At 67.6% G+C, this 25,482-nt stretch carries 22 protein-coding genes and 4 pseudogenes; 9 read left to right on the plus strand and 17 right to left on the minus strand.

The window, feature by feature from the left end:
• Positions 1–47: 47 nt before the first annotated feature.
• The gene (locus tag ACZ5WE_RS06650) at positions 48–965 is read right to left on the minus strand and encodes a hypothetical protein (RefSeq protein ID WP_467685110.1); all 918 of its coding nucleotides are present in this window, start codon (positions 963–965) and stop codon (positions 48–50) included.
• A 456-nt stretch (positions 966–1,421) separates the two neighbouring features.
• Between ACZ5WE_RS06650 and ACZ5WE_RS06655 the strand changes: the two genes are divergently transcribed.
• Positions 1,422–2,069 carry a TnsA-like heteromeric transposase endonuclease subunit gene (locus ACZ5WE_RS06655; RefSeq protein WP_467685108.1) on the plus strand — a complete coding sequence of 216 codons (648 nt, stop codon included), beginning with the start codon at positions 1,422–1,424 and terminating at the stop codon, positions 2,067–2,069.
• A gap of 29 nt (positions 2,070–2,098) precedes the next feature.
• Here the strand turns inward: ACZ5WE_RS06655 and ACZ5WE_RS06660 are convergent, their stop codons facing one another.
• The 4 genes from ACZ5WE_RS06660 to ACZ5WE_RS06675 form a co-directional block, all read right to left on the minus strand.
• On the minus strand, positions 2,099–2,281 hold the full coding sequence (locus ACZ5WE_RS06660) for a hypothetical protein (RefSeq protein ID WP_467685106.1): 183 nt from the start codon (positions 2,279–2,281) through the stop codon (positions 2,099–2,101).
• Positions 2,271–2,456, minus strand: a complete 186-nt coding sequence (locus ACZ5WE_RS06665) for a hypothetical protein (protein WP_469157279.1) — start codon at positions 2,454–2,456, stop codon at positions 2,271–2,273. The genes ACZ5WE_RS06660 and ACZ5WE_RS06665 overlap by 11 nt, the downstream gene beginning before the upstream one ends.
• Before the next feature lie 244 nt (positions 2,457–2,700).
• Positions 2,701–3,000: a hypothetical protein gene (locus ACZ5WE_RS06670; protein ID WP_467685104.1), complete on the minus strand. Its 300-nt coding sequence runs from the start codon at positions 2,998–3,000 to the stop codon at positions 2,701–2,703.
• A 154-nt stretch (positions 3,001–3,154) separates the two neighbouring features.
• On the minus strand, positions 3,155–3,640 hold the full coding sequence (locus ACZ5WE_RS06675) for a carboxymuconolactone decarboxylase family protein (protein ID WP_467685102.1): 486 nt from the start codon (positions 3,638–3,640) through the stop codon (positions 3,155–3,157).
• A 311-nt stretch (positions 3,641–3,951) separates the two neighbouring features.
• Between ACZ5WE_RS06675 and ACZ5WE_RS06680 the strand changes: the two genes are divergently transcribed.
• Positions 3,952–4,788 carry an NmrA/HSCARG family protein gene (locus tag ACZ5WE_RS06680; protein WP_467685100.1) on the plus strand — a complete coding sequence of 279 codons (837 nt, stop codon included), beginning with the start codon at positions 3,952–3,954 and terminating at the stop codon, positions 4,786–4,788.
• 20 nt (positions 4,789–4,808) lie between these two features.
• Positions 4,809–5,696: an RNA polymerase sigma-70 factor gene (locus tag ACZ5WE_RS06685; RefSeq protein WP_467685098.1), complete on the plus strand. Its 888-nt coding sequence runs from the start codon at positions 4,809–4,811 to the stop codon at positions 5,694–5,696.
• 140 nt (positions 5,697–5,836) lie between these two features.
• Here the strand turns inward: ACZ5WE_RS06685 and ACZ5WE_RS06690 are convergent.
• The 3 genes and pseudogenes from ACZ5WE_RS06690 to ACZ5WE_RS06700 all read right to left on the minus strand — a co-directional run.
• Positions 5,837–6,117, minus strand: a pseudogene (locus ACZ5WE_RS06690) (NADP-dependent oxidoreductase); the annotation flags it as partial.
• A pseudogene (locus ACZ5WE_RS06695) lies at positions 6,118–6,521 on the minus strand (IS701 family transposase); the annotation flags it as partial.
• A gap of 296 nt (positions 6,522–6,817) precedes the next feature.
• The gene (locus ACZ5WE_RS06700; RefSeq protein ID WP_467685096.1) at positions 6,818–7,726 is read right to left on the minus strand and encodes an NmrA/HSCARG family protein; all 909 of its coding nucleotides are present in this window, start codon (positions 7,724–7,726) and stop codon (positions 6,818–6,820) included.
• Positions 7,727–7,860: 134 nt separating this feature from the next.
• Here ACZ5WE_RS06700 and ACZ5WE_RS06705 point away from each other — a divergent pair, with 134 nt between their 5' ends.
• Entirely contained in the window at positions 7,861–8,487 is a 627-nt protein-coding gene (locus ACZ5WE_RS06705) for a TetR/AcrR family transcriptional regulator (protein WP_469157280.1), read from the plus strand.
• Positions 8,488–8,923: 436 nt separating this feature from the next.
• On the opposite strand, the gene ACZ5WE_RS06710 is transcribed toward ACZ5WE_RS06705, so the two are convergent.
• Positions 8,924–12,487 (minus strand): nSTAND1 domain-containing NTPase, encoded by a 3,564-nt coding sequence (locus ACZ5WE_RS06710; RefSeq protein WP_467685092.1) that lies wholly within the window; start codon positions 12,485–12,487, stop codon positions 8,924–8,926.
• 286 nt (positions 12,488–12,773) lie between these two features.
• Between ACZ5WE_RS06710 and ACZ5WE_RS06715 the strand changes: the two genes are divergently transcribed.
• The 4 genes from ACZ5WE_RS06715 to ACZ5WE_RS06730 all read left to right on the plus strand — a co-directional run bounded on the left by ACZ5WE_RS06715 (position 12,774) and on the right by ACZ5WE_RS06730 (position 17,305).
• Entirely contained in the window at positions 12,774–13,130 is a 357-nt protein-coding gene (locus ACZ5WE_RS06715; protein ID WP_467685090.1) for a hypothetical protein, read from the plus strand.
• A gap of 261 nt (positions 13,131–13,391) precedes the next feature.
• Complete coding sequence (locus tag ACZ5WE_RS06720; protein ID WP_467685088.1) at positions 13,392–13,682, plus strand: hypothetical protein; 291 nt, start codon at positions 13,392–13,394, stop codon at positions 13,680–13,682.
• 212 nt (positions 13,683–13,894) lie between these two features.
• A complete protein-coding gene (locus ACZ5WE_RS06725; RefSeq protein ID WP_467685086.1) occupies positions 13,895–15,457 on the plus strand; it encodes an ORC-CDC6 family AAA ATPase in 1,563 nt (520 codons plus the stop codon).
• 732 nt (positions 15,458–16,189) lie between these two features.
• Entirely contained in the window at positions 16,190–17,305 is a 1,116-nt protein-coding gene (locus tag ACZ5WE_RS06730) for a TauD/TfdA family dioxygenase (protein ID WP_467685206.1), read from the plus strand.
• 478 nt (positions 17,306–17,783) lie between these two features.
• Here the strand turns inward: ACZ5WE_RS06730 and ACZ5WE_RS06735 are convergent, their stop codons facing one another.
• From ACZ5WE_RS06735 to ACZ5WE_RS06750, 4 genes are all read right to left on the minus strand, one after another.
• Positions 17,784–18,335 (minus strand): hypothetical protein, encoded by a 552-nt coding sequence (locus ACZ5WE_RS06735; RefSeq protein ID WP_467685084.1) that lies wholly within the window; start codon positions 18,333–18,335, stop codon positions 17,784–17,786.
• 449 nt (positions 18,336–18,784) lie between these two features.
• Complete coding sequence (locus ACZ5WE_RS06740; RefSeq protein ID WP_467685082.1) at positions 18,785–19,111, minus strand: hypothetical protein; 327 nt, start codon at positions 19,109–19,111, stop codon at positions 18,785–18,787.
• A gap of 557 nt (positions 19,112–19,668) precedes the next feature.
• On the minus strand, positions 19,669–19,824 hold the full coding sequence (locus ACZ5WE_RS06745) for a hypothetical protein (RefSeq protein ID WP_467685080.1): 156 nt from the start codon (positions 19,822–19,824) through the stop codon (positions 19,669–19,671).
• A gap of 38 nt (positions 19,825–19,862) precedes the next feature.
• Entirely contained in the window at positions 19,863–20,129 is a 267-nt protein-coding gene (locus ACZ5WE_RS06750; RefSeq protein WP_467685078.1) for a hypothetical protein, read from the minus strand.
• A gap of 458 nt (positions 20,130–20,587) precedes the next feature.
• On the opposite strand from ACZ5WE_RS06750, the pseudogene ACZ5WE_RS06755 reads away from it, so the two are divergent.
• Positions 20,588–20,743: pseudogene (locus ACZ5WE_RS06755) on the plus strand (GNAT family N-acetyltransferase); the annotation flags it as partial.
• A 16-nt stretch (positions 20,744–20,759) separates the two neighbouring features.
• Here ACZ5WE_RS06755 and ACZ5WE_RS06760 read toward each other — a convergent pair.
• The 4 genes and pseudogenes from ACZ5WE_RS06760 to ACZ5WE_RS06775 all read right to left on the minus strand — a co-directional run bounded on the left by ACZ5WE_RS06760 (position 20,760) and on the right by ACZ5WE_RS06775 (position 25,454).
• Positions 20,760–21,817: pseudogene (locus ACZ5WE_RS06760) on the minus strand (IS5 family transposase).
• A gap of 57 nt (positions 21,818–21,874) precedes the next feature.
• Positions 21,875–22,732, minus strand: a complete 858-nt coding sequence (locus tag ACZ5WE_RS06765; protein ID WP_467685076.1) for an ABC transporter ATP-binding protein — start codon at positions 22,730–22,732, stop codon at positions 21,875–21,877.
• Positions 22,729–24,516, minus strand: a complete 1,788-nt coding sequence (locus ACZ5WE_RS06770; RefSeq protein ID WP_467685074.1) for a dipeptide/oligopeptide/nickel ABC transporter permease/ATP-binding protein — start codon at positions 24,514–24,516, stop codon at positions 22,729–22,731. The genes ACZ5WE_RS06765 and ACZ5WE_RS06770 overlap by 4 nt, the downstream gene beginning before the upstream one ends.
• Positions 24,513–25,454: an ABC transporter permease gene (locus ACZ5WE_RS06775; protein WP_467685072.1), complete on the minus strand. Its 942-nt coding sequence runs from the start codon at positions 25,452–25,454 to the stop codon at positions 24,513–24,515. Before ACZ5WE_RS06775 ends, ACZ5WE_RS06770 begins: the two co-directional genes overlap by 4 nt.
• Positions 25,455–25,482 lie beyond the last annotated feature (28 nt).

Raw genomic sequence — 25,482 nt, forward strand, 5'->3', positions numbered from 1 at the left:
ACTGCTCCAGGATAGTCTCGCCGACATCCCAGGCAGCAGCCTCGGGCTCAGCTGACATTCCGCTCCGCCAGTGTGCATGCGAGGGGCAGGCCAGGAGGGATGAACAAGTCCTCTTCAGGCGGGCTCGGCCAGCACTCAGGGCCGGAGTGCTGGCCGAAGAGCATTGCCAAGGGATAGGCGAGCCTGTGAAGTTCAGGATCGGCGGCCCACTGAGAACTTCCGGGCCCCGGGCGCAGCAGGGAGTTCACGAGCGCCACGGAGCGCATCAGGCAGGCGCCTTCCCGTGCTTGCAGTCTACCCACTCCCTGCTCTGCCAGACGGGTCCTGGTCAGCCTGATCACCTGCTTAGCCTGACCAAGGCGACCCGGCCGTTCCTGGGCGAGGCAGGTCTCCTCCTCGTCGGCGAACAGGAAGTCCAGGAGAGCCTGCTCCTCGGGCATCAGCGGCCGAGGGTCGCCGACGTCGGGGTTGCGCGTCGCCACGATGGCGTGCTCATAGAAGCCCTGCCCGCCCAAGTGGAACCACACGTGGCCGCGTAATGCGAGCCAGGCCAGTTCGGCGGCGAAGACCTTGCCGACCCGCGACTCCGTGCCGTCGGTAATGCCGGTGGTCCCGGGCAGGACAAAGACCGCGTCCCCGAGCTGCAGAGGGCTGAAGTGACCCAAGAGATAGGTCAGTTCATCACGCAGCCGCTGCGTTCTGCTCTCGGGTGGGCTGCGCAGCTCGGTCAGTGTCCGGCTCATCTCCGCTCGCCAGCTCAGATAGTGCTCGATCAGCATTCCGGTGGGGTACGCCGGCGACTCGCCGTCCGCCAGGCGTATATGGGTCAGCGCGGCGGCACCCGCGAGGAACTGCTTGCTGCTCTCGATGGCACGGTCTGCCACCGCGCGCCGCCGGGCCCGCTCACCGAGCGTGCGCGCCCGGCTCACCGCAAGTTCGCAGTCGGTGTGCAGGGTCGCGTCCACTAAATAGAAGGCTTCCATATGCGCTTGGCCCCGCAGGATCGAGCCGTGCAGGAGACGCCGCGACCCGCGGCGCAGGGGTGTGGTCAGCGTACGCAACACCGGTGGCTGCCCTCCGGTCCTTGGATGCGTCGTTCCGCCCGGTCCATACTGTGCTGCTGCCTCTTGCCGACGAACACGCATCCCATACCCTCTGCGGTTGCAGCGCACACGCCACTGCGGCTCGGCCTCCGGTCGGCACCAGAACGCCAGCAGCCCCTCATGATGGGCAGCGGTAACGCGCAGTAGCTGTCAGTTGTTGACTGTTAGTGATCTTCCGGTTTGGGCGGTGCGCCCTCTTCGCACTGTTCCAGTACGGCCGCAGAGCGCCCAAGAAAGGGCCGCAAGCACAACACCCCTACGGCGTCGATTCGGTACGCCGACGGGTCGACTCGCGAAGTTCCCTTCAACCTGCTGCGGTTGAGGCGCTTCGACGAGTCGGACCCGTGGCGCCGGGTTCGTTCGGTACACGGGATGGCGCACGCTTCGGGTGACTACGCCTCGGCGACGACGGGCGGCCAGGTCATCTACGAGAGTCGCCTGGAGCTCGCACGCCTGCTACTCGCCGACTTCGACCAGTCGGTGTGCGGCATCTACGCCCAGTCCTTGCGCATGGTGGCGTGGGTCGACGGCAAGGTACGCAGTCACGTTCCGGACTTCCTTCTCGTGATGCGGTCGGGGACAGTGCGCGTCGTCAACGTCAAACCGGCGTCGCGTCTGCAGGACCCCAAGGTCGCGCAGGCCCTGGCCTGGCCGAGGCATCTGGTCGAGCGGCACGGCTGGAAGTACGAGATCTGGTCGGGCGCCGAGCCGACGTTGCTGGAGAACATCAGGTTCCTTGCCGCCTATCGGCACCCTGGCGTCGTGCCCGCCGACCAAGTCGATCGGACCTGGCAGGAAGTCGTCGACGGTGAGGAAATGGCGCTCGCCGAGCGACGGCCGGCCGGGGACCGGAAGCCCGAGGAAGCTCATCCGGCGCTGATGGCGCTGTTGTGGGACGGAAGGTTGACCACCAACCTTGCGGCTCGGCCGCTGTCGGGAGAGTGCGTCCTGCGGAGGCGTGCGTGAACCAGTGGACGACGACGCTGCGACCGGACCTACCGATCGCCTTCGACGGTGAGCAGTTCACCGTCGCGGAGATCGAAGGACGCCGGGTGCTCCTGCGCCAGTCCGCGGTGGCGGGAGCGCCGAAGCTGCGGCAGGTCGACATCTCCGCCCCTGTCAGCCGCGATGCGCGCCGTCGTGATGACGCCGTTCGCCCTCGAACGCCTACGAATCATCACGCAAATCCCAGGCCACGAAACCGTTGTTGCCGCCGCCCGAGCCTTCTACAACGGACGAAGCGGCGCGCTCCGACAACGCATGACAGGCATCGAAAGAGCCGCCGGCTTCACCGTCATCGACCGCACCAGCAGACCTCACGCACCCACCGAACAAGGACAAGAGTTCCTCCACGAAGCAGCCGGAATCCTCCGCACCGCTGATGCAGTACGGGAACCTGGATAAGCCTCCACCACTGCGTCAACGCCTGCCAGCACAGTTACCTCACGCAGAGTGTGTGACCTCAGCATCCGCAGACCGCCGATTGCTCAACAACCACCAACAAAGGCCCTGTTCACCGGACCCGGATTCGCACGTTTCCGCAGGAGCCAGTGCTCACAGAGCGGCGGAACCTACACCAACTGACCGAGCAGAGGCGTCATCGGCTTCTTCGTCGCGTGGCCATCCCATGACTGATGAAAAGGACGATGCCGAGAGTGCCGAGGCCCACCCCGACGTAACCGACGAGTTCGCCCCGGGCTTCGTTCTTCTTCTCCTCGGCGTAGCTGACGCTTCCGCCGCCGCTGAAGCTTGAGCACCACTGACCTGGTCTCATCGGTCTGCCGTCGCACTCGACGGCGTTGCCGTTCAAAATCGCCTCGGCGTTGATGAAGAACATGGCGGCCCCGACCACGACCAGAACGTAGGCCAGGACCGTGAGCCATCGACGAGTCGCCATCCCCCAACCTCTCAGGCGTATAGGGACTGCCACGAACCGCAGGGCTGACGATCGTCATGCATCCGAGGTTCAGAAACAAGCTCGAGAGTGGTCACGACAGGTGGGGACCCGGCCTGGATTCGTTACTTCAGGCCGGGTCGCGATGCGCCGGCTGTCAGTTCTTCAGGGCGGCGAACATGCCGGGGTCGTAGGACCCCCCTTGCATGCGCGTGATCACCCCGATCCGGTTGGCGGCATTGATCATGGCGACCAGGGAAACGAGCGCCGCGATCTGGTCATCGTCGTAGTGCTTGCGAATCTGGGCCCAGGTCTCGTCGGACACGCCCTGGTGGGCGTCGGCGAGCCGGGTGCCTTCTTCTGCGAGCGCCAACGCGGCCCGCTCGGCGTCGGTGAACACCGTGGATTCGCGCCAGGCGGCAATCAGGTTGATCCGGGTCGCGGTCTCGCCGGCGGACGCGGCCTCCTTGGTGTGGACGTCGACGCACCAGCCGCAGCCGTTGATCTGGCTGACGCGCAGTTCCACCAGCTCTTGGAGGGACTTGGGCAGCGTTCCCTCCTGGATCGCCAGGTTGACGTTGTAGATCCGCTTGCTGACCTTGGCACCGAGCTGGTTGGTCATCAGGTTGATACGGGGTTCCATTGTTTCGTCCTCACTTGTCGGAGCTGCCTGCCGTGCGGCTTGGTTCGCGCGGCGTCGTGACGACATGGAGATGCCGGAGCGCCGATTCCTGTGACAGCTCGGTGAGGTGACGCAGACCACTGATTCCTGGTGTCACACAGCGGTGAGCGGCGGCATCTGGTGGGTGACACGGTCCGGCATCTGGTGGGCGACACGGTCAAGGGGACAACCGACCCTTGACCTCAACTGCACTTCGGATTGCAGGGTTGAGCCGTCCGGCCGACCGATCACAGACGACAGACGAGGTCGGCCCTCAGCGTGAGGAGAACTCCATGTCCAGCGAGAAGAGTGTTCTGGTCATCGGCGGTACCGGGAACCAGGGTGGTGCCACCGCAAGGGCGCTGCTCTCCCGAGGATGGGATGTGCGTGCCCTGGTCCGCGATCCGGACAAGCCCGGGGCCCGGGAACTGCGGGAGCAGGGGGCGGTTCTCGTCCCGGGCGACATGGACGACGAGGCGTCCCTGCACAGGGCCATGACCGGTGTCCATGGCGTGTTCAGTGTGCAGGCGCTGGCGTACGAGCCGGCAACTCTGGCCGCGGAGGTCCGTCAAGGCAAGACGGTGGCGGATGTCGCCAAGTCGGCCGGGGTCGGGCACTTTGTGTACAGCTCCGTGGGCGGTGCCGAACGGCGCACCGGGATCGATCACTTCGAGAGCAAAGCCACCGTCGAACGGCACATCGTCGCTCTCGGGCTGCCCGCCACCATCCTGCGGCCGGCGTTTTTCATGAACAATCTGCTGCATTACGCCGACGCTCAGGGCGAGCGGCTGCTGGCACTGCCGGTCAGGCCGGACAAGCCGATGCAGATGATCGCTGCTGATGACATCGGGGTGTTCGCCGCTATTGCCCTCGGCGACCCCCAGGCCTACGTCGGCCGCCAGATCGAGCTGGCCGGCGACGAGCTCACCTTCCCCGAAGTCGCCCAGATCTACGAGCGCGTGACCGGTGTCCCAACCCGCCTCGAGGTGCAGCCCATCGAAGAGCGCATGTTCGAATGGTTCGCGGAGGAGGGCTACCAGGCGGACATCCCCACCCTGCGTGGTCTGCATCCGAAGCTCATGACCATCGAAGAGTTCCTCGTCCGGCAACTCCAGACCGCCACCGCGTGAGCCTCTGCGAGGAATCCTCCATGGAGCACATCGACAGCCGCACGGACCCCGCGACCGCGGCGTTCGTCGCCCACCGCAACCTGCTGTTCACCGTCGCCTACGAGATGCTCGGCTCGGCCGCCGACGCCGAGGACGCCTTACAGGACACCTGGCTGCGCTGGGCGGGCGTCGACCTCGACACGGTGCGAGACCCCCGCGCCTTTCTGGTGCGGATCACCACACGCGAAGCGCTGATGCGGCTGCGTACGCTGCGTCGGCGCAAGGAGTCCTACGTCGGTCCCTGGCTGCCCGAGCCGCTGCTGACCGCGCCGGATGTTGCCGAAGACATTGAGCTGGCCGACAGCGTCTCGATGGCGATGATGCTGGTGCTGGAGACGCTCGCGCCGACCGAGCGGGCGGTCTTCGTGCTGCGCGAGGTCTTCGACCTCGGTTACGACGAAATCGCAGACGCCGTCGGCAAAAGCCCCGCCGCCGTACGCCAGATCGCCCACCGCGCCCGGTCCCACGTCGCCGCGCGCCGACCGCGCGGAGCCGTTGCCCCGAACGAGGCCCGTGCCGCGCTCGAAGCCTTCCAGCAGGCGATCGAAACGGGCGACATGCAAGGCCTGCTCGACATCCTCGCACCGGACGTCGTCTTGCTGACCGACGGCGGCGGAGTCGTGCAAGCTGCCTTGAAGCCCGTCGTGGGTATCGGCCAGGTAGCCCCCGTGCTGAGCCGGCTCGCTGCTGCGGCATCGATGCGGCCGACGCACGTCAACGGGCATCCCGCGTTGATCGTCCGGTTGGACGGCGAGGCCGACACCGTCCTCGCGGTGCGCATCGACGACGGTCTGATCACTAGGCTCTACGCCGTGCGCAACCCCGAGAAGCTCTCACGGATCGCCCGTGAGACGGAGGTGAGCCGCTGAACGGGTTCCAACGCTCGCAAGGGCTGTGAGCCTTGATCGCAATCGCAATCGCAGTCGTGGCCGACGTACCCGCAGTCGCGCGACCTTGCCGTCGGCCACCCCAAAGGCGTAGAGGGACAGGGCAGTTCAAAGACGATCGCTCAGGGCACGGTGGTGACGATCTTGCCGCGTGCGTGGCCGGCGGCGCTGACGTCACGGGCCGCGGCGGTCTCCTTCAGCGGGAACGTGGCGTACAGGGGGATGGTGAAGCGGTGAGGCGGCCCTGATCGGCCAGGTCCGCCGCCAACGGCAGTCCTGCCCAGCCCGGTGACTCTCCTGCCTCGGAGCGGGAGAACCGCACTCCGTGCCGAGCAGCGGCGAAGTCCGCGATGGTCACCACGCGGTGCGGGTCGCCGACGATGGCCACCAGTTCGGCAAGGGAGGCGGCGAAGACGCCGATCTGGCAGTTCTCGGTGCGGCCGGCGGTGCCGGAGTACTGGCGCTGGACGCCGGCCGAGGTGATTCCCTTCTTCACGAAGCCGGTGTCGTCGATGGTCAGCACGCCGTCGTCCGCGCCGAGGTGCTCGGCGACGTTGGCATGCAGGTCGTCCCGGACCTCGCCGGCATCCCAGGGGCTCCGGGAGAGGAGGTGCTGCGTCCGTCGGGGGTGGCGTGACCGGCGTATTCGGCGAGCTGCCAGCCGTTCTCGCGGCCACCCGGACCGAGCAGCCCACGGACGTAGTCCCGCATCCGGCGCCGGGGCTCCGCGCGGGCGAAACGGCCCCCGATCCGCAAGAGCAGCTCGCCAAGTCCCTCTTCCCACGGATTTGTTGGTGCATCGTTCATGCGGGCGGACTGCCCGGTACGTTGCCACTACAAGCAGCAGCGCGGCCACGCGTTCGTGGGACGGCTCGGCAAAGACCGTCCCACCTCCATGCCAACCCGCTACGCTCTCCACGCTCAAGCCGTTGACCAGCGACTCAAGCCGTTGACCAGCGCTAATGCAGAAGTCCGGCTGGAGTATTAGCACTCCAGCCGTAGATCGTGATCTTGCCGTTCGGGGGTTGACGCGGGCACGAGTACGGCCACCTCTGATCATCGGTGTGTGAAGACGGAGGACCGTGCGGTGGCTGCAGGTCGCGTCAGGCGGACTGATCGCGGAACAGCGCGTCGAACTGGGCCTTACCTTCCTTGCGCAGCCAGGTGTCGAAGTCCATCAGAGCCGGGTGCAGGCTTCGCAGCTTTGGAATTTCAGCCTGCCAGCCGCCCCTGTGATGGGCGAAGTCGTAGCCGGCGCGGGCGTCCGGATCCAGCCCTGTGAGAGCCACTCGCGGGATCGCCCGGTAGGTGATGGCAACTCCGGTAGTGCGACTGATCGCGGCGACGATCTGCGGGAGCGTCATTTCATCACCGGCAATCTCGAGTGCCTGCCCGATGTACTGGTCAGGGTTGGTGAATGCCAAGGCCGCGAAGGCGCCGATATCCGCACCGGCGATGAGTTGGACGGGCACCTCCGGCTTGATCACATCGGTCAGTACGCCATCACGCACCCCCATGGTCGGGTCCGAGTGGTTTTCCATGAACCGGACGGGACGCAGGATGGTCGCGGGCAGGCCCAGGGCGCCGATGCGCCCCTCGATCTGCCATTTACTTTCCCAGCGGCGGATGCCGGGTGTGCGCTCGGCGCCGGCGACCGAGGCGTAGACGAGGTGCCGGACATCGGCATCGCTTGCCGCTTCGATCACATTCATACCCAACTGGATCTCATCTTCGACAGCGAAGCCGGGCGGGGTACCGGGATAGCCAGCAGTGGGTTGAACGCTGAAGACCCCGTGCACGCCCCGCATCGCCGCGTCGAGGGAAGCACGGTCGCCCATGTCGCCCGAGACGACCTCGGCGCCAGCCCGTACCAGCGCTTGGGCCCCGGGCCCGGCCAGGTCGCGGACGAGGGCTCGCACCTGCCAGCCGGCCGCCAGCAGCTGCCGCGCGGTGGCGCCGCCTTGCAGGCCGGTGGCCCCGGTCACCAGCACTGTGGGATTCGTTGTCGTCATTTCTACCTCCGGAACGAGCGCAGGACGTTGCCAGGCCCGGGAGCGAGAGCTGCGTCAACGCCAACTGGGGAGTTTCCCCAGTTATGACTTGGTAATATATGGGGAGACTCCCCAGTTCGCAAACAGAAGGCGCCATGCCCACACCTCCACCCCAGCCCGAGCTCCGAGCCGACGCACGGCGCAACTACGAACGACTGGTCAGCGCCGCTCGCGAAGTCTTCGCTGTGCGGGGAGTCGACGTCCCCATGGACGACATCGCCCGCCACGCCGGCGTCGGGAACGCGACTCTCTACCGCCGATTCCCGACCCGGGAGGCGCTGCTGCAGGCCGTCCACCACGACCAGATCGAGGCCCTGTACTCACGGTCGCAAGAACTGCTCGCCGCACAATCCCCGGACGAAGGGCTGGAGACCTGGCTACGGGAACTTGTCATGCAGGGGAGCACGTCACGCAGCCTGGCGACGGCACTGATGACTGCCCTGCGCCATGAGGGCTCCGACGTTTCCTGGTGCCGGGAGACGATGCACTCCGCTGCGACGGCCCTGCTCGACCGGGCCCAGCAGGCCGGTACGGTCCGCACCGACGTCACAGTGGGCCAGGTACTCAAGCTCGTCAACGCCGTCGCCTTCGTCACCGAATGCGAACCCGGCGGCGAACAGCAGGCCGATCAACTTCTGGCCGTGGTGATGGACGGCCTGCGGCACCGGCAGCGTCTCGGCACTCCAGACGCAGAGAAACTGGGTGCCGTCGAAGTGCCGTAGCAGCCCACGCCCCTGGGGTGAGGCGGGTGAATCGCTGGTACTGATGAAAGTCCACGCCCAACGCCAGGAGACGTAACCTTCCTGCAGAGCCCGGGTGACGTCGCGTGTCCTCGTGTACTCCTTGGCGAGTGCGTCCGCGCCTCGCGTAAGCGTGCCCCTGCACGAGGCACGATCCGGCCGGTACAGGGTCGCTCGAACCTGTTTTTCCCTGAGCGGATTGCTCGGCATCCTCTCGCCAAAGCTGTAGGCAGACCGTTCTCGGGGTGCGTGCTCGCCACTGACCGGATTGTTCAGGAGTTCTTCGCCACGCGGGCCGGGCAACCAGCAAAACCTGGCCCGGCGGACGCGAACGGGCAACGGGCAACGGGCAACGGGAAGAACTGTGCCAGCTTGCCTGAACGGCCGCCCGCGCCGCCGTATCTGCTCTGCGCGGGCGTCAGTGATCGCTTTCCGTTCCGAGGGCTCGTTCGGGGTCAGTTTCCCAAAGTCGGACGCTCTGGTCGGCTCCCGTGGTGGCCAGGGTGTGTCCGTCCGGGCTGAACGCAACAAATGGCACCTGGTCAGTGTGGCCTTGCAGCACGGCCGTGGTGCGGCGTGAGTGTGCGTCCCACAGCCGAACGGTGCGGTCAGCGCCGACCGTTGCTATGGTCCGGCCGTCGGGGCTGAAGGCGACGCCGTAGACAGGGCCGCTGTGGCCTTTGAGCGTGGCAGTGGCTCTGCGAGTGGTGCGGTCCCACAGCCGGGCCGTGCCATCGGGTGACGCGGTGGCCACGGTCTTGCCATCGGGGCTGAATTCCGCGTCCCTCAGCTCTCTGCGGTGTCCCTTCAAGATGCCTGCTGCCCGGCGCGATGCCACATCCCACAGGCGCGCGGTGCGATCGGCGCCGGCACTGACCAGCGTGCGCCCATCCGGGCTGAAGTGCACGGCCTGCACCATCGCCTCATGGCCGCGCAGTACGGCGATCGGTTTGCGCGAGGCCACGTCCCACAGGCGCACCATGCGATCAGTACCACCGGTTGCCACGGTGCGCCCGTCAGGGGAGAACGCCACCGCCAACACCATCTCGTTGAGGCGTCCCAGAACGGCTAGCCGGCGCCCGCCCCGGCTCGTCAGCTTCCACAACTCGACAGCCCCATCAGGCCCGCCCACGGCCATGATCTCCCCGTTCGGAGCATAGGCAACGCTGCGCACCGGGCCACCGTGGCTGGGCAGTTCGGCGTGTACGCGGCGGGCCGCCGTACCCCAGCGGGCAACCGCGCCGGTGGAATCGGGTATGGCCAGTTCGCGGCCGCCGGGGCTGAAGGCTGGGGTGAGCGGATAGGCTTTCACGGGCCACTGCTGCGCAACCCGGTGGGTGTCGGCGTTCCATACCCGAGTCACGTGGTTGAGGTCGGCTGCGGCAACGTACCTCCCGTCCGGGCTGACGGCCATCGTTGACACCAATGCGGTGCCCTTACCGAGCGTGGCGGTGATCCGCTTGGCTCCCGGGGACCACACGCGTATACCCGCGTGGTAGTCCAGCGCCAACAGGGATCGCCCGTCCGGTGCGAAGGCAAGCGATCTGACGTTCTGACCGGCCTTCTGCAGATGGGCGCGGGCCCGGAGGTCGGAGGTGCGCCAGAGCGTGATGCCGGCGCCTCGGGAGCTCGCGGCCAGGGTGCGTCCATCGGGGCTGAAGGCCAGGGCGTCGGTCCCTTCACCCGCGGGATCGAGGCTGGCCCTCTCCTTCGCGCTGGCCGCGCTCCACAGCCGGACCCGGCGATCCTCGCCGCTGGTTGCGATCGTCCGACCGTCGGGGCTGAACGCAACGCCCCAGACCGTGCCGGACTGCCTGAGTATGGCCCGGGCGTGACGCTCCTTCACGTTCCACAGGTGCGTGGTCCCGTCCTCGGAACCAGCCGCCAGAGTACGGCCGTCGGGGCTGAATACCACGCTGGTCAGGGCACTGGCAGGGCCAGTGAGGACGGCCTTCGCCCGGCGGGTGCGGACATCCCACAGCCGTGCGGTACCGTCCACGTCGACGCTGGCCAGCATCCGGCCGTCGGGGCTGAAGGCCAGAGCGACCACGGAGCCCGAGTGCCCGATGAGGGTCCCCAGCAGCCAGCCTTTCTCCGGATTCCACAGCTTGACGGTGTGATCCTCCCCCGCTGTCGCCAGGATGCCGGCGGAAGGCGAGAAAGCCGTGCTGGTGATCGTCCGGGTGTGCCCGCCCAGCTGTCCGGCCCGGGCAGCCGTGTAGGTACTCAGCAGACTGCTGCGCGCCTCGGTGGTGGGGGCCTGGCCGTAGGCCTGCCGGGCCAGGGCATGCGCACGCCCGGAGTGTTCCTCCAACAGCCCCAGTGCGGTGGCGGCCATCTCACGAGAAGTGGCAAGGCGGCTCTTCTGTGTTGCCTGGATGCTCTGCTGAACGGCCAGGGCGGTGGCGATCAGGGCCAGGCATAAGAGGGTGGCGAGGGCGGCCATGGTGCGGCGGGTTCGCTGCTCCCTGCGGCGGCCGGCCGCGATCGAGGCGTCGAGGAAGGCGGCCTCCAGCGGGTTGAGGGCGTCGTACCCGGCACCGGTGAACATGCTTTTGGCCTGGACAAGGCGGATACCGCGGTAGAGGACCCCGCTGTCGCGGTCCAAGGTCTGCCAGGTGAGGGCGGCGTGAGTGAGCCGTCGGTGCAGGCGGATGCGGTCGCGTTCTTCATTGATCCATCCCTGCAGCCGGGGCCACGCGGTGATCAGCTTCTCGTGGGCGAGGGAAACCTCATGCTCGTCGAGGGTGAGTAGACGGCGACGGGCCAGAAGATCCAGTACTGCCTCAGTGTCGGCGGTGGTGCCGGACCCGGCGGCCGTGAACTCGGTGCGGGGTGCGGGATGATGAGTGTCCTGCGTGCCGTCGCCGGGGGTGATCATGCGCAGCAGTATTCGCCGTGCCAGGGCGGCCTGCGCCGCAGTGAGCCGGTGGTAGGTGTCCTCTGCGGTGCGGGCGATGGCGCCGTGCAGGCCGCCGGCTGATTCATAGGCCTGCAGCGTGAGCATCCGTCCGCGGCGCCGCCGCCAGGTTTCCAGCAGGGCATGGGACATCAGCGGCAGCCCACCGGGCTCCTCCGCGACCTCCTCGACTATGCGGGCCGTCAGTTCCCTCTCAACGGTGAGCCCACGAGCCGAGGCAGGCCCGACGACAGCTTCCCGGCACTGCCGGCGATCCATCGGCCCCACCAGCAACGTCGCGTCCTTGAGCGCGGCGGCCAGGGCGCTGTGTTCGGCGCAGCGGCCGAAGAAGTCGGCGCGCACAGCCAGCACCACCCGCAACCGGGAGTCGTCAGCTCGTGCAGTGAGCACCAGTTCCAAGAAGGCGTCCCGCTCCTGGGCGTCAGGGCACAGCGTGAAGAGTTCCTCGAACTGATCCACCAGCACCCAGGTGTCGCCGGGCCCCGGGGCCGGCTCCAGACGCTCGCGGTGGTCCAGCGGGTGGACACCGGGAGTGAGGATACGCACCGCCGTCGGCGCCTCCCCTCCCCCATCGCCGCCGGACCGGCGGAGGCAGGGAACGAGCCCAGCTCGCAGCAGCGAGGACTTCCCGCTGCCCGAGGCTCCCACCAGCGCACTGACGCGATGGCGACGGGCCCTGCCCTCCACCTCGGCCGCCAGCTCCTGCCGACCGAAGAACAACTCCGCATCACCCGGCTCGAACCGCGCCAGGCCCCTGTACGGCGAATCCGCCGACTCGTCATCCACAGCCAGAGCGGACTCTTCATCACGCACTGCATGCCAGCGTTGCTCCCACTGCGCCCGGTCCCCACCGCAAGACGTCACATAGGCAAGCGTCAGTGGCAGGGACGGCAGCACGTCCCCCGCCGCCGCACGCGCGAGAGCGGCAACCGAGTACCCCGCCCCATCAGCCATCACCCGGTAGGTCGGACTCCCTGCCTCCCGGCGCAACTTGCGCAACTCGAAGGCCAGCCCCTGCACCGGCCCCGCCGCCGGATCGATCGGCTTCTCACGACGCCCCACGTAGATCCAGCCCCTTCCCCTCGATGTGCCACCGCCCAGCCCAACACACCCGCCACAGCAGCAACAAGGCGCCCGCAGGCCGACTCCCGACGCGGCCATCCATCTTTTGTCTACCAGCACAAACAGGGGCTGTGAGACAACCAGCCGACCACTGAAATCACTAGGGAACGGCCAGAACCGCCACTCCCGAAGAGGGCGGGGTGGTGCCTGTGCTCCCAAGGGGGGAGAGCGCAGGCACCGTCTCTGGCCGGACCTCAGCACACCTGACAACCCAAGGACGGATCACATGAAGCACAAACTCGCCCTCACTCTGGCCACTACGGCCCTCAGCATCGGAAGCCTGGCAGGCGTGTCCGCCCCATCCGCCACAGCCGCGCAACCCAGCCCCACGCCGGCCGCACAGACCGTGGCCGATGTCGACGCGAACAGGGCGCCGCCGTCGTGCGTGAAGATCAAGAAGTACACCACCTACAACGGGTTCCGCTCCTACAAGGTCAAGAACAAGTGTGAGAGGACCAAGAAGGTCAAGGCCATCTTCAAGCGCGCCTACGACAGCTCGTGCACGGCCATCAAGCCCAACAAGTCCTACAAGTTCGTCCCTAACAGCCCCTTCGCGGACTGGGACAAGGTCAAGCGCTGCTGACACCCGTTGCAACCGGCCGGGGCATCGACACCGTCGATGCCCCGGCCGGTCAGCGGCTGCGCCACGACGCGGCGCCGCCTGTGTGCGGATGGGCGGCAACAGCGCTGGCACATCAAGAACGCCAAGAACATCCAGGGCAAGCCATCCAGGCGGTGGGTCTGCATTCAGGTGAACGGTCGTGGTGGAACTCCTACATAGGGCAAGGCGTGCTTCCAACCGAAAGGAGACAATTTCTGGATCAAGGACAAGCGGTCCGACCGAATGAACATCCAGACCATCGCCATGCCCGCCGGCAACGACGCGAATGTCTACAATTGCAAGAACCATCACGGCAAGCGCGCGGGCTGGACCCGCTGCAACTTCTCCAAGCTGATCAAGGAGAACGTACAGCTCAATTTCGTTGTCGCCGCCTTCAAAGGCGACACACGCAAATACACAAGCAGCACCGCGCCCGCAGGAGTTGAACCGATGCTCCGTAGTGTGACCATGACGACGATGGCGGGAGCAGCAACAAGGGCCAGGACGTTCCGTTCCGCGCTCTTGCATGAATGAGAACAGCCCGTCCCCACTCGCCATCGGGCGGGCCGCTCTCGCCGTGGGCTGTCCGACGTGCCACGGCAAGGGGCCGAGGCCGCTTCTGAAAGCTCTTGGTCGGTGTCGCGGAGACTGATGATGGCGGCGGTTCGGCATCCCGGCCTGTACGGATCGGCGTGTGGCGTAGCAGGGTAGGCATCGGCGACGGACGAGAAGGAGGTGGGGGTGCGATGGGGCACGCGCGTAACTCCGCGGTCAACCAGAGCTTGATGCGGATCCCTCGGCGAGCCGAGAGCGCCGACCGGCAGGACCTTGCGACGACGTTCGTGGGGGTGGGTTCGCTGTCGGCGATGCTGCAATCGGCCGACCATCAGGTCCTTTACGGGCGCCGGGGGACCGGAAAGACACACGCACTGCACTACCTGGGCGCCCACGTCGAGCGACGTGGCGACCTCGCGGTCCGTGTCGATCTGCGAACCGTCGGCTCGACCGGAGGGCTCTACGCCGACAGCAGCCTCGACACCACCCACCGCGGGACTCAGCTGCTTGTCGATGCCATCGAGGCGATTCACGAGCAGTTGCTCACCGTGGCCATCGAAAGCGAAGTGGCCGACCAGGCTGCGCTGTTGAGGGCACTGGATGCGCTGGCCGACGCGGCTACAGCGGTCGAGGTCGTCGGCGAGGTGGAGCGGGAAACCACCGTCACAGACTCCACAGAGACCACGCACGACGGCGGCGTGACCGTCTCGTCCGGTTCTCTATCGGGCAACTTCTCGGCTTCTCAACGTGCGGCCATGTCGGCCCAGGGAAGGCTGCTCCGCACCGGAGTCGAGCGGCACCACGTCGTGTTCGGCCCACTCGCCCGCGCCCTACGCGACATCGTCGGCTCTCTCGGTGGCTCACGGCTGTGGCTGCTGTTGGACGAGTGGAGCAGCGTGCCGCTGGACTTGCAACCGTTACTGGCGGACCTGATCCGGCGTGCCGTGCTGCCTGTCCCGGGCTGCACGGTGAAGGTGGCCGCCATCGAGCGCAGGGCGCGGTTCCAGTTACCAGGCGACAACGGCGACTACCTCGGGATCGAGGTGGGCGCAGACGCGGCGACCGCCATCAGCCTCGATGATTTCTTGATCTTCGACAATGCGCCGGCGAAGGCACAGCAGTTCTTCCAAGAGCTGTTCCACAACCACGCATGCACCCACCTGACGCCGGACATGCGCGACCGACTGGACAGCCCCACCGCGTTCACACAAGCGGCGTTCAAGAGGAACGCGTTCACCGAGCTCGTTCGTGCGGCGGAAGGGGTACCGAGAGATGCCATCAACATCGCCGCGCTGGCCGCCCAGCACGCTGGCGAGAGCTCGATCGATGTCCACGACGTCCGTCGAGCCGCCCGCGACTGGTACCTGCGGGACAAGCAGACGGCGATCAGGACCAACCAGCCCGCCTACCGTCTGCTTCGGCTACTGATCGACGAGGTCGTCGGGCAGCGGCGAGCCCGCACGTTCCTGCTCGACCAGTTCGCTGCAGACCATGACCTGGTACACGACCTCTACGAGGCAAGGATGCTGCACGTGCTGCGCCGCGGCATGGTCGACCGAAAGCGTCCGGGAACCCAATACGACGGGTTCGCGATCGACTACGGCTGCTACGTGGCGCTGCTGCTCGACGATGCGGATTTCGAGTTCAAGGGCGGCTGGTATGAGCTGTGGCTCAAGGCGCCCAAGGACCTCGCGCCGGACAACTTCTCGTTCCAACGGTCCGTACTCGATCTCGACGCGCTCGCCGGTCGGTGAGCGCCCCACTCGGCACAACACCACCTGACACCACCACCCCAAGCGGTCGATGGCCCGCTCGACGGTGCTGCGTTTCTTGTAGTGCTCGCTGTCGAATCCGGTGGCCGGCCGCCGCCGGAGCCTCGGTTGGATCGTCTTTGAGGACGAGGCCGCCGTCTCGATGACGCCGCACCGCGCTCACACCTGGGCTCCTCGCGCACGCACGCCGGCCGTGGGGGTCCGCGGTGCCTCTCGTGGCTGCCGGATCTCTCTGACGGCACCTGGCCTGCTGGAAGCCCGGCCACAGCAGCAGACTGATCTGTCGGCCCCGTGTCCAAAGCCATCTCAAGGGTGCCCACCGGGCCTTCGCCTCGAAGGACTACCGAGACCTGCTGGTGCGGGCACACCTCCAGCTCGGCAGCGTCCTGATCGACCGCATAGGCCGGGTCGAGCATTCTCCAGTTCGCACTCGCAGGGGCCTCGCCCACGCTTCCTGCCGTTGCCCCATCGTGCACGCCGAACTCCGTCGGCTGTCCGGTAGCTCCCTCTTGCTCGCGTCGAGGCGCCGTCCATCACCAGCGGCTCGTGCATGCTCCCGTGCCAGTGCTGTAATCGCCTAGCTTCGCCGGTTGCTGCAGCTGCGGGTCAGCGCTGTTCGCCTGTAAAGGGCGAGGCGAGTGCGCAGTCGCTGACCGTGTGTCGGTGCGGGGCTTTGAGGGGAAGGTTTGTGGAAAGAGATGAAGCGTGACGTCGATGACGATCGAGCACGATTTCATCACCCTGGACGAGACGCCGTTCGCTCTGCCGTGGCTGCGCTTCAGCTGTCCATGCGCAGCCTGTCGGCACCCGGCTTCCTTCCAGAAGACCGCAGACCTCAGCACACGCCCGGATGCTCTGCCCGAGGCCACCACGACCGAGCTCGGCCAAGATGGGCAATTCCTGCACATCGCCTGGCGGGAAGAGCCGGTGCACCACAGCTGGTACCGGGTGGAATGGCTGCTCAAGCATGCCTGGAACCGCGCTTCTGGGGGCGAGTTCACCAGCGAGGTCCGTTGGGACGCCGCGACTCTGGGCTTCCCCGACGTGCCGTGGCACGAGGCGGCCGACTGCCACGCCGGGGTCGGCTCCTGGACCGACGCTCTGTTCGCCCAGGGCTTCGCCCTGCTGCGGGGTACCACCGTGCCGGAACTGGAGCGCCTGCTTGCGGAGTTCGAGCCTATCCATCACACGGAGTATGGGCGCTACGCCGACGTACGCGCTGTCCCCGAAGCCGAGGATCTCTCCGAGATGGCCCTCACCCTGACCGCGCACACGGACTACCCCTACTGGACGGTCGGCCCGCTGCTGGAGTTCTGCTATTTCGTCGAGAACCAGGCAGCGGGCGGGGAGTTCTTCTTCCTGGACGGGTTCAAGGCCGCAGAGGATTTCCGCAGCGAGTTCCCGAAGTGGTTTGCCCAGCTGGCCGATACTCCCGTGGAGTTCGAGCAGCTCTACTCCAGCCACCGCTATCTGTACCGTCTGCGCCGCCCGATCATCACGCTCGGCGCCGACGAGCGCGTGCAGGCACTGCACTTCGGCCACTCCCACGCCTGGACCTGGCAGCTGCCCCCTGACCGCTCAGCTGACTTCTACCGCGCCTACCACACGTTCCTTCGGCACCTCGCCTCCGAACGCTACCGAGTGACCCGGCGGTTCGCCGCAGGCGAATGCCTGGCCTTCCGCAACACCCGGATCCTGCATGGGCGTCACGCCTTCGATCCGCACAGCGGTACCCGCCGCCTGATCACCGCCTACCTTCCGTGGGACCAGTTGGAGGCACGGGTCCGCTTCCACCGCGAAAGCCCGCACTACCTTCCACCGCGCTCGTAACCCTGCCATGTAGCCCTGCCATCGCCTTCGCGGGCGGGCTGGGCACCGATGTTGACCGACGCTGGCCTCGTCACCCCCGTCCGCCCGGCCGCACGGCCGTCGGCTGTCGGCTGTCGGCTGTCGGCTGTCGGCTGTCGGCGCTGGTGCACCCGGGGCGGCACACATCATCCCCATGGTCGACAGCCACGGCTCGGCCGGCACAGGCCCGGCCCCCAGGATGGACGAACTCGGCATGATCCTCGACACGCTTCACCCGCGACACCGGCTAGATGACCTGGTCGAGCACTGGACTTGGTTGAAGGGACCAGAAAGGGCTCCGTGTCCGACAGGCGTGGTGCGACGTGGCCGATCTTCGCCATGCTGCTGAACTTCTTTACGCAGTACGGCCGGATCCCCGGGGCCGGTTCGAGTTGTTGTGGGAGGCGGTGGAGTTCGTCGCCCCGCCGGTGCAGGTACCTGCCGCTGCTTGTCCAAAGGCTCACTCTCCGAGCGCATCGTGGACGGCCTCGGCGAACCGATGCACGATCGAGCGCCGTCCGGAGCCAGCTGTCAGACGCAAGCCACACTCGCGCCAACTGGGGATGATCGACAGTGCTGGGTTGGCCAGGCCGAAGGTGTTTTGTACACCCGCGAGAACTCCGCGCCGGGCGGAAGCTCGCGTCACAGCAGTGGCTGCCGTCACGGCCCAGCCTGGGTTACGTGGATGGTCGAGGAGGACGAGGTAGGGGCCGCCGGGAAGATGGCGCACCTCGGCGGGCAGGCCGTGCAGACATTCAGCGAGGTTGCGCTGGTAGCGGCTGAGGCGAGAGCGCAAAGACGCAGCGCTGTCCACATCGACCCAGGCGGCTTCCTCCAGCCGGGCTGGGACGCCACGTTGGACAGCTCTGGTCTCCAGCAGCTCTTCGACAACGGCCTCCCCTGCATGGGCGATCAGCAGCCCTGCGGCCGTGCGCTGGCTGCCGCCGGCCACCCACTTTGTGAGCGAATGAGCAATCAGCACGTCGACACCGGGCGGCGCACCAGTGGTCACGTCCAGAAGCGGGGATTGCGCGGTGTCAACGAGTACGGTCAGCGGTCGGCTGCGGGAAGACCAGCCCAAGTTTCTTGAGGGTCGAATCGTCGTTGAGCGGGGAAGTTGGTGATCGGTTCGAACAGTACGGCACCCACGTCAGGTCCGTGGAGTGTGCGGCGAGTTCCTCTGCGTTTTCGGCCGTCACGATTCGGCACACGTCAGGGCCGGTCTGCTGGAGCGAGGTGAGGGTCTCTACCCAGCTGTGCGCAGGCACCACAAGCTTCAGCACTCGCCCTTGGCCCGCTCAGCCACACCCAACATGCCCCGGACCAGCACCAACACAAAGACCTGACGAAGCGCTACCAGCCAAGCCAGGTGCTCCGCCGCACTGGTCGCGCCCACGCGGCTGAGCCGCACGTGGACAGCCCTCGCGCCCCGTACGGAGCGCGAGGGCACTGGTCAGGTGGTCAGCACTTCGGCATGTGCACCACGGAGTCGAAGTGGTTCGCTTCCGCCCAGATGGGATTCGTGCCCGCGTCAGCGATCTTGTACCACCCGGTCGTGGACATGCAGATGACCGGGGCCTTCTCGTTCTTCCGTATGCCGTTGCCCACCTTCGGGGAATGGGTGGTGGCCGCCTTGTAGGTCTGGGCATGCTCGAAGGCGCGGACCCAGATCTTTCCCTGCGCCTTGGAGGCCGGGGCCTGGTCGGCCGCGTGCGCCGCCGGCGACAGCATCGCCGCCAGCGCGAACCCCGCGCCGGCCACTGCCGCGCTTCGCGCGAACTTCCTCATGGGTCAAACTCCTTGAAGTGCGAAGGTCATCGGTCTGGACACAGGTGGTTGTTCGCGGGCCGGACGTGTCCCCCGGGCACCGTGATCACCTGCACCCTCCACTTTGATGCCCCGACGGAACTTGAGACTCCATCGCCGGAATGATCAAGGATCCATCGACGGTAGGAGATCGCCGAGACCGTCTCCTCCGTAGGGCCTAGGGCGTGCTGTGAGAGTGCTGGTCAAAGTCACTCAACGATGGCTGCGACCAACACGGTTGCCTCGTGGCGCACGGCCAACTTGTCGCATCCCGTGGCAACTACGCAGTACCGTTTCAGCCGGTTGATCCCACACTCCACTGCGTGGCACTCGAAGTCGTCAGCCTCGGCGAACTTCGGCGGCCGGCCGCCGCACGGGCCGCGGCCGAGTGCTTGCGCGGGCGCTCCGGTCCGCGTCGCTTGCACCCCGGATGTTCTCCAGGACCGGTTCGAACTGGGGCGGGTCACCGCGCTGACCGGAAGTGACCACGATGGACATGGGCTTCTGTCCCTGCTCGACCGCGTAGTGCAGCTTGGTGGTCAGCCCACCGCGCGGGCGTCCGAGCCCCTGGCGTGGTCGGCAGGCTCGGTGGCGAAGCCTCCGAGCGGATCCATCTGGAGATCCGAGATCCCCTTTTTCCGCTGCTCCGGCGGCGTGCTGGTGGGTCCGGCAGACAGCGGAGTCGACGTTGACATCGCAGGTGACCAGATCCTTCGCGTTCGCCAGGTCCGTGTTATCTGTTATCCGGGTACCGAAATCCACCTCCGCGGCGGTGGCCTCCAGCCGCTCGCGCACCGCCGCGGTGAAGGCGGCGGCCATGACGGACGGCCCGCTGCCAGTTCTGCGAGGCGAAGCCGAGGTCCAGCGGTTCCCCCTCGTGCAGGTCCGACAAGTACTCCCGGGTCGCGTTCTGGTGGGCCCGGGCGTGCCCGAGGCCGTCCAGCACCCGGCGGGCCTCGCTGACCGCCTCGAACTCCAGCGTGCCCACCAGGTCGAGCATCGGCGCTCTGTCCCGCCTGTAGAAGCGGGCGCACCGTACCTCGGGGTTGCCACCGTGGTGGGCGGCCGCCGCCTCGATATATCGGCGAAGTCCTCGGTGAACGAACCGGAGGCCAGCACCGCCTTCTGCGCCATGGCCAACGCCGTGGCCCGCTGGGTCGCCACCGTCCGCGCCGCCTTGCTACCGGCCTTCTTCCCCGCCAGGAACGGCACCGGGGCACCGTCCAAGCCACCGGGGGGCGGGGGACGAGCTCGGCGGGGTCGATCCGCTCCAGCACCGTGCGGGAGATGCCCATCATCCCCTCCACCAGCGCCTGCGCCTCTGGCGCCCTGGCAGTTGATCCTCGCCGTTTACCCGAGTGGCTCGTCCAACAGGAGCCGGAAGAGAGTTAGTTGGGGCATGGCGGCGGACGCTCAGAGCGGGCGGGGTGACGGCTGGTACGGGTTCGGCAGTCGTGGGGCCGGATCTTGATGGAGCGTGCGGTTGCACGGGCACGTGCGCGTGGCTGCGCGCTTGTCCGGCTGACCAGCAACAAGCAGCGTGAGGACGCCCACCGCTTCTATGCCTCGCTGGGCTTCACACCCAGCCACGATGGGTTCAAGCTCGCGCGCTAGCGTCTGCGGCCAGCCGTCATGGTGCGGGGTGGAGGCTGCGGAGCCAGATCATCGCTCCGCGCAGGTGGAGCCCGGCGAGGTAGCTCTCGGGCGTCTTGTCAAAGCGAGTCGCCAGTCCTCGCCATGGCTTGATCTTGTTGATGCAACGTTCCACGGTGTTGCGATCTTTGTAGAGCTCGGCGTCGTGGGAGACGGGTCGGCCGCCCGTGCTGCCTCGCTTCCTGCGGTGGGCAGCCTGGTCGCTCTTCTCCGGGATGAGGGCCTTGATGTTCCGTTTGTGCAGGTGAGCGCGGTTGACGCGGGAGCTGTACGCCCTGTCGCCGGCGACCGCGTCGGGCCGGGTGCGCGGACGGCCGACAGGGCCGCGGATTCTCACCTGGCCCGGGACCGGGACGAAGCGGGGGCTGTCGGCGGCTTGGCCCTCGGTCAGGACGAAGGACAACGGACGGCAGCGCGGGTCAGAGGAAAGGTGGACTTTGCTGGTCAGCCCGCCACGCGAGCGCCCGAGCAAGGCTGCCTTCAGCCGGGCCCGGCGTCGGCGGCGAAGGTGTCGCCGTTCCTCCCGGCCCGGATCGGGCACGTCCCCCTCGGCTGCGCCCTGCGGCTTTCGTCCCTTCCCGCAGCCCCCTTTGCTTTCCCGGCCGCCTTCTCCAGGGTTGGCAGGACCTCCTCGCTGACCCGCATGCCCGCCGCGTCGTGGTGGGCGCGGACCACCGTGGAGTCCACGCTGACCAGGGACAGGTCTCCTCGCTGACCCGCGTGCCCGCCGCGTCGTGGTGGGCGCGGACCACCGTGGAGTCCACGCTGATCAGGGACAGGTCTCCTCGCTGACCCGCATGCCCGCCGCGTCGTGGTGGGCGCGGGCCACCGTGGAGTCCACGCTGACCAGGGACAGGTCTCCGGCGGCATCTCCCGCCACTGACTGCCCGAGCGGAACTTCCAGATCACGCCCTCGAACTGCTCCCGCAGATGCACCGGATACGGGCCGGGCCTGCCGATCGGAAGGGACGACCCGATCAACTCCCAATCGCCATCCGTGAGTTCCGTACGCGCGCCATACCGGACTTCTCCCATCCGCTGCACGATCACCGGAAGACCAGCCAGCATCTCGACCCCGACTCAAGACAGGCCCTAGGCCGAGGCAGCGCGCCTGCCCCGGCGCAGGCGCTGTTCGGTGACATCTGCGACGGGCGCGGCCAAGAGCAGGGATTTGGTGTAGGGGTGGGCGGGGGTCCGGGTGATGTGGTCGGCGTCGCCGGTCTCGACGATCTCGCCGTGGCGGATGACGGCGACACGGTGGCTCATGCAGCGCACGACTGCGAGGTCGTGGGTAACGAAGAGATAGGCGACATCGGTGGTGTCCTGGATCTCCAGAAGGAGGTCGAGGATGGTGCGCTGGGTGGTCAGGTCGAGCGCGGAGACGGGTTCGTCACAGACGATCAAGCGAGGGTCCAGGGCCAACGCCCGGGCGATGGCGACGCGTTGGCGCTGCCCGCCGGAGAACTCGCGCGGCAGGCGCGTGCTGGTGTCGGCAGGCAGGTGGACGCGTTCGAGGAGGCTGCTGATGCGGTCGCGGGCCTGCTTGGATCCGACGCCCTGAGCGATGAGCGGTTCGGCGAGGGTGTCGCCGATGGTGAGGGACGGGTTGAGAGAGGTGTAGGGGTCCTGGAAGACGACCTGGAGGTCACGGCTGAGGGCGCGACGCCGTGACCGTCCGGCTGTGTCGATGCGCTCGCCGTCGAAGGTGATGCTGCCGGCGGAGAGAGGGACGAGGCCGAGGATGGCGCGGCCTATGGTGGTCTTTCCGGACCCGGACTCGCCGACGAGGCCGAGGGTTTCGCCGGGTCGCACGTCGAGGTCGACGCCCCTGAGTACCGCGGTTCCGGTGGCACGCCAGCCCTTTGCGGGGAAGGAGACGTGCACTTTCTGCAGGGACAGGAGTGGCGCGGCCGATGCGGATGTCGTCCGGTCGATACGAGGGGTGTTCACGCGGTGGTGCTCCTTGCCTCGCGTGGCTGCCAGGGGTTGCGGGCGGGTTCGTCGTCCAGGACGGCACCGAGCAGGGTGCGCGTGTACGGGTCGCGCGGAGTGTCGAGAACGCGGGCGGTGGCGCCGGTCTCGACGATGCGGCCACGGTTCATCACGGCGACGCGGTCGCAGAGGTCTGCGACGACGCCGAGGTTGTGGGTCACGAGAAGGACGCCGAGGTCGCGTTCTTGCTGCAGGCGGCGCAGCAGATCGAGGATGTCGGCCTGGACGCGGACGTCGAGGGCGGTGGTGGGTTCGTCGGCGATAAGCAGTTTCGGGTCGCAGGACATGGCGCCGGCGATCAGGACGCGCTGGGCCATGCCGCCGGAGATCTCGTGGGGGTAACGCCGGGCGACCTGCTGGGGGTCTGGGATCTCGACCATGCGCAGCAGGTCGATGGCACGGTCGGCGGCCGCCTTGCGGGACAGTCCGAGGACTGGGCGCATGGGCTCGGTGAGTTGGCTGCCGATGGTGAAGGCCGGGTCGAGGTTGCTCATGGGTTCCTGCGGTACGTAGGCCACTGTCGTGCCGCGCAGCGTTCGGTGGGTCCGTTCGGCGAGGCCGGCCACCTCGTGGCCGCTCACGCGGATGGAGCCCCGGCTGATGTGCCCGCCATCGGGCAGGATGCCGAGGATGGAGAAGGCGGTCTGTGTCTTGCCCGAGCCGGATTCGCCGACCAAGCCGACGATTTCGCCTGGGCGGACATCCAGGTCCACGCCGTGGACGACCTCTTTGGTGGTGCCGTCGAGCTGTGCGTAGGCCACTGCCAGACCGCGGATGGACAGCAGGTCGGCGCGCTCGTCCTGCTCGTCCGCGGTGGGCAAGGTGGGGCCGGATGTTGGAGCGCGTCGGGCGGGGCGGGGGGTGCCCGCAGCGCGGTCCTCAAGAGCGTCGCGCAGGGCCGTGGCCAAAAGGACGAGGGCGCCGCTGGTCAGTCCGAGGGCCAGGCCGGGCCACAGCATGAGCGTCGGCCGGCGTTCGATGTTCTGGAACGCCTCGTTGAGCATGACGCCCCAGGTCGCTTCGGAGCCGCTGCCCACGCCGAGGAATTCCAGGCCCGCCTGCAGGCCGATCGCGATCCCAGCCACGAGGGCGACCTGGATGATGATGGGGCCGCGTACGACGATCAGGACGTGCCGGGCCACGATGCGGGAGTCGGAGAGACCGGAGATGCGTGCGGCGTCGATGTACAGCTCGCGGCGCACGTCGGCGACGATGCCGCGCACCAGGCGGAAGAAGCTGGGGGCCACGAGGACGCCGAGGACGATCATCAGCACCCATACCTCGGGGCCGAGGATCGCCCGCGAGGCAAGCAGGACGACCATGGCGGGCAGGGCCATGACGAGATTGACGACCCAGGCGGCGATCGCGTCGAACTTGCCGCCGTAGTAGCCGGCGAAGAGTCCCGAGGGGATTCCGAGCGCCAGAGCGACGCCGAGCGCGATGAGCGCGCCCGCCAGCGTGTTGCGGCCGCCGTACAGGATGCGCGAGAGGATGTCGCGTCCGGCGGAGTCCATGCCGAGCGGATGGGCGCCGCTCGGTCCGGCGAAGGCGTCCGCCAGCGTGGCGGCGCCCGGCTCCTGGGATGCGAGCAGGGGGGCCAGCAGTGCGGCGAGCACGATGGCGGCCAGGAGCGCCACGGACAGCGCGCCGAGCGGGTTGCGCAGAAGTCGGCGCAGCGCGCCGCCGCGGCGCACGCCGGCTGTCTCGGCCGGTGCCGGATCCACCGGAGGGGTCTGGCTCATGCCACTCTCGCCTTCGGGTTGAGCCAGCCGATCAGGATGTCGACGGCAAGGTTGATCAGGACGACTCCGATGACGGTGAGCATGACCAGGGCCATGATGACCGGGATGTCGCCGCGGGTGGTGTAGGCGACCGTCATGCTGCCGATGCCGGGCAGGCCGAAGATCTGCTCGACCAGTACGGCGCCGCCCAACAGGCCGACGAACTGCATGCCCAGGAGGGACAGTGCGGGTGCGGAGGCGTTGCGCAGGACGTGCTTGAACACGATGCGGCGGGAGGACAGACCGCGCGCTCGCAGGGTGCGGATGTAGTCCTGGCGCAGGACGTCGATGACGGCGCCACGCACTTGCTGGGACACGCCCGCGATGGAGGCCACCGACAGGGAGAGCACGGGCAGCGTGATCGTGGACAGCCAGCCGGTGGGTGACTCGCCGAGGGCGGTGTAGCCGATGGCGGGGAACCAGTTGAGGTTCACCGCGAAGACCAGGACGAGTACGAGGGTCAGCAGGAAGCCGGGCAGGGCGTAGCCGAGTACGGCGATGACCTGCACGAGCCGGTCCACTGCGCCACGCCGTACCCCTGCCCACACGCCCAGCAGGAACGAGACGAGTGCGGTGACCAGGGTGACGCCGAGCATGAGGCTGAGGGTGACCGGCAGTCGGTTGGCCACGGCCTGGGTCACGTCCTCACTCGTGAACCACGACGTGCCGAGGTCCCCTCGCACCGCGTGGGAGAGCCAGTCGACGTACTGGGCGGGTACGGACCGGTCCAAGCCCAGGGAGGCGTTCTTGGCGTCAACCGCGGTCTGGTCGGCCGCCTGTCCGAGGAGCTGCCTGCCCACGTCGAGGTCGGGGATCGACAACAGCACATACGACAGTAGGGAGATGACCAGGAGCAGGACGGCTCCTGCCGCGATTCTGCGGGCGATGAAGGTCAGCATGTTGGTGTCCAGGTCCGGCGGCCGATTG

The sequence above is a fragment of the Streptomyces sp. NPDC033180 genome (genome assembly GCF_055577645.1).

What these genes read in the sequence shown, in the direction of transcription:
- ACZ5WE_RS06660 (WP_467685106.1), bottom strand. Translation starts at nt 2,281, where the DNA reads ATGATTCGTAGGCGTTCGAGGGCGAACGGCGTCATCACGACGGCGCGC.
- ACZ5WE_RS06670 (WP_467685104.1), bottom strand. Translation starts at nt 3,000, where the DNA reads ATGGCGACTCGTCGATGGCTCACGGTCCTGGCCTACGTTCTGGTCGTG.
- ACZ5WE_RS06675 (WP_467685102.1), bottom strand. Translation starts at nt 3,640, where the DNA reads ATGGAACCCCGTATCAACCTGATGACCAACCAGCTCGGTGCCAAGGTC.
- ACZ5WE_RS06680 (WP_467685100.1), top strand. Translation starts at nt 3,952, where the DNA reads ATGTCCAGCGAGAAGAGTGTTCTGGTCATCGGCGGTACCGGGAACCAG.
- ACZ5WE_RS06685 (WP_467685098.1), top strand. Translation starts at nt 4,809, where the DNA reads ATGGAGCACATCGACAGCCGCACGGACCCCGCGACCGCGGCGTTCGTC.
- ACZ5WE_RS06700 (WP_467685096.1), bottom strand. Translation starts at nt 7,726, where the DNA reads ATGACGACAACGAATCCCACAGTGCTGGTGACCGGGGCCACCGGCCTG.
- ACZ5WE_RS06705 (WP_469157280.1), top strand. Translation starts at nt 7,861, where the DNA reads ATGCCCACACCTCCACCCCAGCCCGAGCTCCGAGCCGACGCACGGCGC.
- ACZ5WE_RS06715 (WP_467685090.1), top strand. Translation starts at nt 12,774, where the DNA reads ATGAAGCACAAACTCGCCCTCACTCTGGCCACTACGGCCCTCAGCATC.
- ACZ5WE_RS06720 (WP_467685088.1), top strand. Translation starts at nt 13,392, where the DNA reads ATGAACATCCAGACCATCGCCATGCCCGCCGGCAACGACGCGAATGTC.
- ACZ5WE_RS06725 (WP_467685086.1), top strand. Translation starts at nt 13,895, where the DNA reads ATGGGGCACGCGCGTAACTCCGCGGTCAACCAGAGCTTGATGCGGATC.
- ACZ5WE_RS06730 (WP_467685206.1), top strand. Translation starts at nt 16,190, where the DNA reads ATGACGATCGAGCACGATTTCATCACCCTGGACGAGACGCCGTTCGCT.
- ACZ5WE_RS06740 (WP_467685082.1), bottom strand. Translation starts at nt 19,111, where the DNA reads ATGAGGAAGTTCGCGCGAAGCGCGGCAGTGGCCGGCGCGGGGTTCGCG.
- ACZ5WE_RS06745 (WP_467685080.1), bottom strand. Translation starts at nt 19,824, where the DNA reads ATGTCAACGTCGACTCCGCTGTCTGCCGGACCCACCAGCACGCCGCCG.
- ACZ5WE_RS06750 (WP_467685078.1), bottom strand. Translation starts at nt 20,129, where the DNA reads ATGCTCGACCTGGTGGGCACGCTGGAGTTCGAGGCGGTCAGCGAGGCC.
- ACZ5WE_RS06770 (WP_467685074.1), bottom strand. Translation starts at nt 24,516, where the DNA reads ATGAGCCAGACCCCTCCGGTGGATCCGGCACCGGCCGAGACAGCCGGC.
- ACZ5WE_RS06775 (WP_467685072.1), bottom strand. Translation starts at nt 25,454, where the DNA reads ATGCTGACCTTCATCGCCCGCAGAATCGCGGCAGGAGCCGTCCTGCTC.